This window comes from Rhizobium altiplani, from assembly GCF_001542405.1.
GTDB lineage: Bacteria > Pseudomonadota > Alphaproteobacteria > Rhizobiales > Rhizobiaceae > Rhizobium > Rhizobium altiplani.
This window is the reverse complement of the sequence record NZ_LNCD01000093.1, coordinates 75,209-81,208: the sequence shown is the minus strand read 5'-3', so window position 1 is coordinate 81,208 and position 6,000 is coordinate 75,209. Positions and strand designations below refer to the sequence as shown.

The following is a 6,000-nucleotide window of genomic DNA, read 5'->3' as shown; positions in this document are numbered from 1 at the left end:
CGGAGAAGGCGAGAATTCTGGATGAATTCGTCGTCATCACGGGCTTTCACCGCAAGCACGCGATGCGGCTGCTGCGGCGCCACAGCGGCGGAGTCAGAGGGCCGACGTCACGTGGAAACGGATCGAGCAGTTAGCCACCGACTACCTACCCAAGCCTTGCATCCTTGATCCATGGCCAAATGTACGCTTCGCCGTCAATCACCCGAGGTAAGAGCCACGTGCGGGAAACCCGCCCGCGTGGATCTGTGCGGGGGGCGCTCAGTAATAGGCGTCCCTACCGCGATATCACGTATTGCCGCACGTAACGATGCTCCCCGAGGTTTGAACGTTGCCTCATCCACTTTGCTCCCGACTTGGAGCAAAGGTCGGGCACGAAGATGGCAGGGGTTTCGCAGCGCCCGGCCTCCTTCGCGAGCTCCTGGAAATGCAGCTTATTAGGCGCCGTGCCGCCGCGAAAACGCAGCTCGGCGGACAGGAGATCGTCATCGAAGATATCGATGAGTGCGCGGCAGATGATGAGATCCTGCTCGACCTGACGCTGATCCGCCCATGGAACGATGCTCCCCACGCAACAATGTTCTGAGCGGGGATCATTCGTCGATCTCCGGCGAGCGGCGCACAATCACGTGCCAGCGATCGTCGCGCTCCTTCGGCGCCGGTGTGAATCCGGGGCGCGCGTCTCGTGTCGGTCGAGCTCCGTCTATGGCGCCGCGCCCGTCAGCGTAGGAGGTCAAGCGCCGTGAGGGCCGGAGATGATATTTTCATTCTGCCAGTATCCGTTTTGCGGTCCTCGATGCCCGCCTCCACTGCTGCAATGTCTTTGCGGTAGTAGAAGACGATCAGATTACGGCCTGCCTTGATCTTCGACATGCGTTTGGGCGTGACGATCTGGAATTCCATAACGGCCTGATGCGTGGCGTCCTGGTACATCGACGCGCTGATGCACCACGAACAGCAGCCCTACTATGTCGGCTTGCTGAAGGCGGAGCCGGCTGGCCGACGACCGCGTCATCGGGGCGATCATGAAAGGTGACAAGATCATGGTGATTGGACGGTAACCGGGAAGGCGAACGGCGCCCTGATACTCAGCCAAATGACCTGATATCGGGACACGTCACGGAGATTCTACTCGGCTGCGACCGCAGTCAGCTTTCCAGCGGTGGCGATCGCCTCCAGATCGTGCAATCGGACACCGGGACAAACTGAGCGCGCGATCTCGATGAGATGCCTATGGTGCGTCAGATAGACAACCTGTCCGCGCTGCGCCATCTCGGCGAACAGCCGGAAGGTCTCTTCAGCACGGAAATCGTCGAAGGACTCCATTATGTCGTCGGCCACGAATGGAACAGGCGGACGGCTTCCCAGAAACTCGTGGTAGCCTGCAACGCGGAGCGCCAAGTACAACTGGAAGCGAGCCCCCTTGGAGAGTTCGTTTGCGGCATTCGATCCACCGCTGGAGGAGACTGCGATCAGCACCTCGCCGTCCTGGCCGGGCTGCGCGGCGACGCCGCTGTAGGCGCCGCGACTGATCATGTTGAACGCTGCCGACGCGCGCGCCATCATGCCGCTGCGATGCCTTTCCCTGTACAGGCGAAGGGCTTGCTCGGCGGCAGCGACGCCGGCTCGCAGTTCCATGTACCGGCGCGCGGATTCCTCGATGTCGAGAAGAATGGTCCGGCGTTTCTCTTCAAGCTGCGCGACCCGCGCGTCGCCGCCGATCGCGTCCAGCGCGTCCTGGACTTTCGACCTCTGATGAAAGACTTCGCTGCATCGCTGATCCTGACCCGTAAGCACGGGCGTCAGGCGGGCAAGTTCACCTTCCAGGTCTTGCTTGTCCACTGAGGCGACAAGCTGCCGTAAAGCAGACATGTCCGCAACACCGCTGATTTGCAGCAATTCCTGCTCGAGACCGGAAATCGACCGCGAAAGCTCCTGACGCCGTTCGGCGATTTCCATTTGCGCCTCGACTTCGCCGAGTGTCGTCACGCCAAAAAAGGCAAACATTTCCAAAAGCCGTGCGTCGAGCACTTCCGTCGCGGCCTTTAGATCCGATTCTTCCTTGCGAGCGTCTTCAAGCTCCCCGCCCAGTTCTTCCCGACGTTCCTGGTTCAGGCCGGCGAGTCTGACGCGCTCGAATATGCGGTGCGCGAGTTCGCGTGGAGATCCCTCCGTCGGAATGCCAAGCTTCTCGCACAAGTCCAAGGCCCTCGCCTCGAACAGCGCCCTGTCCTTCTCCATCTTCTGGACCCGGTCGATCAGGCCGTCCCTGCTCTCGATCGCAGATGCCAGCTTTTCTAACGTGGAGAGAATTTCGCTCATCGCACCGGTGCCTGGGATCACGTCGAGTTCGCCCAGCCAGGAACTCTCGCAGATGAGCTTCCATTCCGACTGCCACGCCTCGGCTGCGAAAGACGCATCGGCAAGCGCCTGCTCGCGATCGACGCACTCGGCTTGCAATCGCCGCATCTGCGTCGCCTGACTGAAGGCCGAATTGAAATCGTTCACGGCGTCTTCTGCGGCCGCGACGAGCGCTGCTATGTCGGCGTCAGGATGGTATCCCACGTTCGCCGCGTCCATTGCCTCGATCAGTAGCCGTCTTGACCGACCGACACGATCGCGGACGTCGGCGATTTCCCGGTCGACATCGGCCAGTTCGTCCCTCGCCTTGAGAACGTCCTCTCTCTTTCGCAGCCAGTCCTCGAGCTCAAACGGGTCCGCCTCCAAACTGGATCCCGCGACAAGCGGGTCCAGCCTCGCAGTAATCTCGGACCGGATTTCTTCTTGCCGGTCCAGTGCCTCCCGTTGCGCGTGGCGCGCGGTCTCCACGTCCGTGCGAACCGCGGCATTGCGCTGAAGGAGCTGGTTGAGCTTGCCGATTTCCGAGAAGTGAAGGAGCCGCTGGGACACAAGGTGGTCGTCCGACTTCATCGCTTCTTCGAAGGCGTCGGCCGTCGCGTCGTCCATCGTCTTGCGGTGGGTGGCCCATGCTTCATCACGCAAAGCTCGACTGTCGGTGGAGTGCATCTCGTCGATCGCACTAACCAGACTGCGCACAGCATCTATCTCGGCGTCCAGTCTGCGGCCTTCCGGTTCAAGACGGTCAAGATCGGCGCGGGCCCTCCGGGCCTGCTCCGTCGCTAGCTTGAACGACGTCTTCCACTGCTCAAGCTTAACCGACGAGGGACATGCCATCGAAGACAGGTCTCCGATGGATCCGCGCCACGGCAGGAGGCGCGACAGCGTTTCGGCCAAGGCGACCGAAGCGGCGTCGCGACGCCGCGACAACGATCGAAGTGCGACCTCCTCGTCAGACCGCGGTATGGTCTTCACGGTGGCGGCCAGTTGTTCGTACGTCTTGACCTTATCGGGCGATAGGTCGGTGGTGGAGTTGCTGGCGCTTAGAACAGCTATCGCTCGCTCTACCTTCGCACACTCGTCCTTTGCGCTGGTCAGGCGGGCGTCGACGCCCGACTTGCCTTCCATCAACGCCCGAAGTGTACCAACCGTCGGCGCATCGAGGATAAGGCGAACGGGGGAAGCATCGCCCGGCCGCCCCAACTGAACCAGTATGCTCTCGATTGAAAGCTCGGCAGCTCTGGCAGAGAGCTTGGGAATGTCATTCTCGGCGGTAATGTACCGCGGCTGAAGATCCGACAGTTCGGCCACGCGTGCCGAAAGCTCCAATGCCACCGGGTCTGGAGCCAGTTTCTCCGCCTCACGCTCGATCTCTGCGATCGAGCGGGCGATCTGCTCAAGCTTCACACGGTATTCGATTTCGCTGCTTCGAAGTCCGGGGAGCTCGCCGCACCAGGATGACGGCGGCACCGGGACCTCTTCCGTCTGGGAGAACTCTCCCTTCAAGGTCGAGAGCCTGGCCATAGGAGAAAGCGCAGCGAGTATCCGCCTTACATCGTCCATCCGCCTCTGGGTCGCTGCTCGCTGCTCCAACGCGTCTTCATGAAGCCGCGAGAGATGCGCGCGCTCGGACGACAAGCGCTGAAAATCACTTACCCGAAGGTCGAGCGCTGCGCGCTGCTCCTTAAGGGTGGTCAACTCTGTCTTGAAGTCGGCGAGCGCGCCGCTGCGGGCGCGGTAGCGGTAGAAGACGTCTGCCTCTCCGCGGATAGACGACAATTGCCGGCTCAGGTCCGAAAGGCCGGCGCTAGCGGAGAACAGCAGCTCGCCGAGGTCCCCCTTGCTGGCCAGGATTCCCTCCCCGCCCTTTTCCAACGTCTTTTCGTCAAGCGAGAACATCGTTGTGAAGGCGTCGCGGTCGATGCCGCCAAGATCGGTTCTGATCAGGGCGTCGGGCAGCGAACGGCCATCGGAATCGAGCAGACTGTTCTGCGGCCGCTTGATCCGGACGAACTCGCGACTTTCTCCCGCAATTTCGATGTTGGCGCCGATCCTCATGGTTGGATAAGGATGCAGGAATCCGTACTTGCTTGACGTACCGATCCCGAAAATCAGGTCCAGGATGGCGTCGAACGTGGTCGACTTGCCGGCTTCGTTTGGCCCGTAGATGACATGAAGGTCCGGCGTCCCTCGACCCGGCTCCCCGAAATCGATGACGCTGTCCGTAAACTTGCCGTAGCGAGTAAGGTCGAGACGGTTGATCCGCATCAATCTACCTCGCCGCCACTACGAAGACGGGCCATCACGTTGACCGAGCCCTCGCGGGCGAAGAGCGCAAGGCTTTCTGTGAACGCTTTCTCATCCGTGCCGAAGATGTCCCGAAGTTCGGCGGGAAGCTGGCCGCGAAGTTCTTCCGCGATCGCCCGAACCTCCTGCTGATATTCCAGAGATGCGCCGACTTCGCTTTCGATGATCATGGAGAGTTCGTCCAAGGCGCCCGATCCGGCGCCCGGACGTTCTGGCGCGGTGCAGGACGTCTGCACCTTGTCGATCCAGACGTTCCCGCTAATGGAGCCGCGCGATTCTAGTTCGGTATGCAGAAGATCAAGATCCCTTCTGATGCGCCATGCGAGCTCGTTCACACCTCTGAGCTGAATGCGGGCTACCAGGTGGTCCGCCGTCACGGACGATCGCAGGGCGTCGAGGTGGGAGGACAAGTCGCCGACCATCGCCTTCCAATCGGCGGCGCCGGAGACGTCGATCGACAGTCTCTCGAACTGCGCCACGCTTGTCTGCCTCTCCTCTATGACGATCGACCGGTCATCGTTGACCGTAACGAGAGAAACGCTTTTCGGGCCGTCCTCGTTGACGTCGCGCCCTTGCGGCATGCCCGGCATCACGATTGCCGATGAACCGTTCTCAACGACTGACCGTCTATGGATATGCCCCAGCGCCCAGTAGTGAAATCCGCTCTGCTGTAGATCGGCAACGCCACATGGCGCGTAGAGATCGTGTCCGACGGAACCCCCAAGACTCGTATGCATGACACCGATGTTGAAGGCATCCGGCACTGGGAGGGTATAGTGCCGAAGCAGACTTTCCGGAGCGTGCGGCTTCGCGAAGCTTAAACCGTGGACAGCCACCGGGAAATGACCGTCGCCCCGCTCCATGACGACCGTCTCCGCGGTCTGGCCGAACACCTTCACCGTATCGGGCATGACCAGTTCAGCAGTGATCCTCGACAGGGCGTCGTGATTTCCTCGGATGATAAAGGTCTTTATTCCCGCCTCGTGCAGGCGTCGAAGCTGCTCCGCCAGGAAGCGGGCCGTCTTCATCGAAGTCTGGTCGCCGTCGTAGAGGTCACCTGCCAGCACAAGCGCATCGACCTTCTCTTCGAGACATAGGTCTATCACCCGGACGAAGGCTCGCCGGGTCGCGAGCCCGATCAGCTCCGAAAGGTCGGCGTTCCGCAACGCAAGCGTCTTCAGGGGTGAATCTAGATGAACATCTGCCGTGTGGACGAATCGAAAAACCAAGGTCGGTCCTCTTCCAGTCTGTCCGATGGATAAAACAGGAGGATAAAGAACGCCAGCATCAATTCATGATTTGTTCTTTTTCCACAGGATCGCTGCTCACCGGAAGCCA

Annotated in this window: 4 protein-coding genes; 1 reads left to right on the top strand and 3 read right to left on the bottom strand. The window is 60.8% G+C overall.

Annotated elements, in window-relative coordinates; genetic code table 11:
* Positions 1 to 424: 424 nt before the first annotated feature.
* Positions 425 to 583 (top strand): hypothetical protein, encoded by a 159-nt coding sequence (locus AS026_RS44275; protein ID WP_155951254.1) that lies wholly within the window; start codon positions 425 to 427, stop codon positions 581 to 583.
* A 134-nt stretch (positions 584 to 717) separates the two neighbouring features.
* Here the strand turns inward: AS026_RS44275 and AS026_RS22940 are convergent, their stop codons facing one another.
* The 3 genes from AS026_RS22940 to AS026_RS22930 form a co-directional block, all read right to left on the bottom strand.
* Positions 718 to 930, bottom strand: a complete 213-nt coding sequence (locus tag AS026_RS22940; RefSeq protein WP_028747001.1) for a type IV toxin-antitoxin system AbiEi family antitoxin domain-containing protein — start codon at positions 928 to 930, stop codon at positions 718 to 720.
* Positions 931 to 1,125: 195 nt separating this feature from the next.
* Positions 1,126 to 4,623: an ATP-binding protein gene (locus AS026_RS22935; RefSeq protein WP_007539724.1), complete on the bottom strand. Its 3,498-nt coding sequence runs from the start codon at positions 4,621 to 4,623 to the stop codon at positions 1,126 to 1,128.
* Positions 4,623 to 5,891 (bottom strand): metallophosphoesterase family protein, encoded by a 1,269-nt coding sequence (locus tag AS026_RS22930; protein ID WP_028747002.1) that lies wholly within the window; start codon positions 5,889 to 5,891, stop codon positions 4,623 to 4,625. The genes AS026_RS22935 and AS026_RS22930 overlap by 1 nt, the downstream gene beginning before the upstream one ends.
* Positions 5,892 to 6,000 lie beyond the last annotated feature (109 nt).

What these genes read in the sequence shown, in the direction of transcription:
- AS026_RS22940 (WP_028747001.1), bottom strand. Translation starts at nt 930, where the DNA reads ATGTACCAGGACGCCACGCATCAGGCCGTTATGGAATTCCAGATCGTC.
- AS026_RS22935 (WP_007539724.1), bottom strand. Translation starts at nt 4,623, where the DNA reads ATGCGGATCAACCGTCTCGACCTTACTCGCTACGGCAAGTTTACGGAC.
- AS026_RS44275 (WP_155951254.1), top strand. Translation starts at nt 425, where the DNA reads ATGCAGCTTATTAGGCGCCGTGCCGCCGCGAAAACGCAGCTCGGCGGA.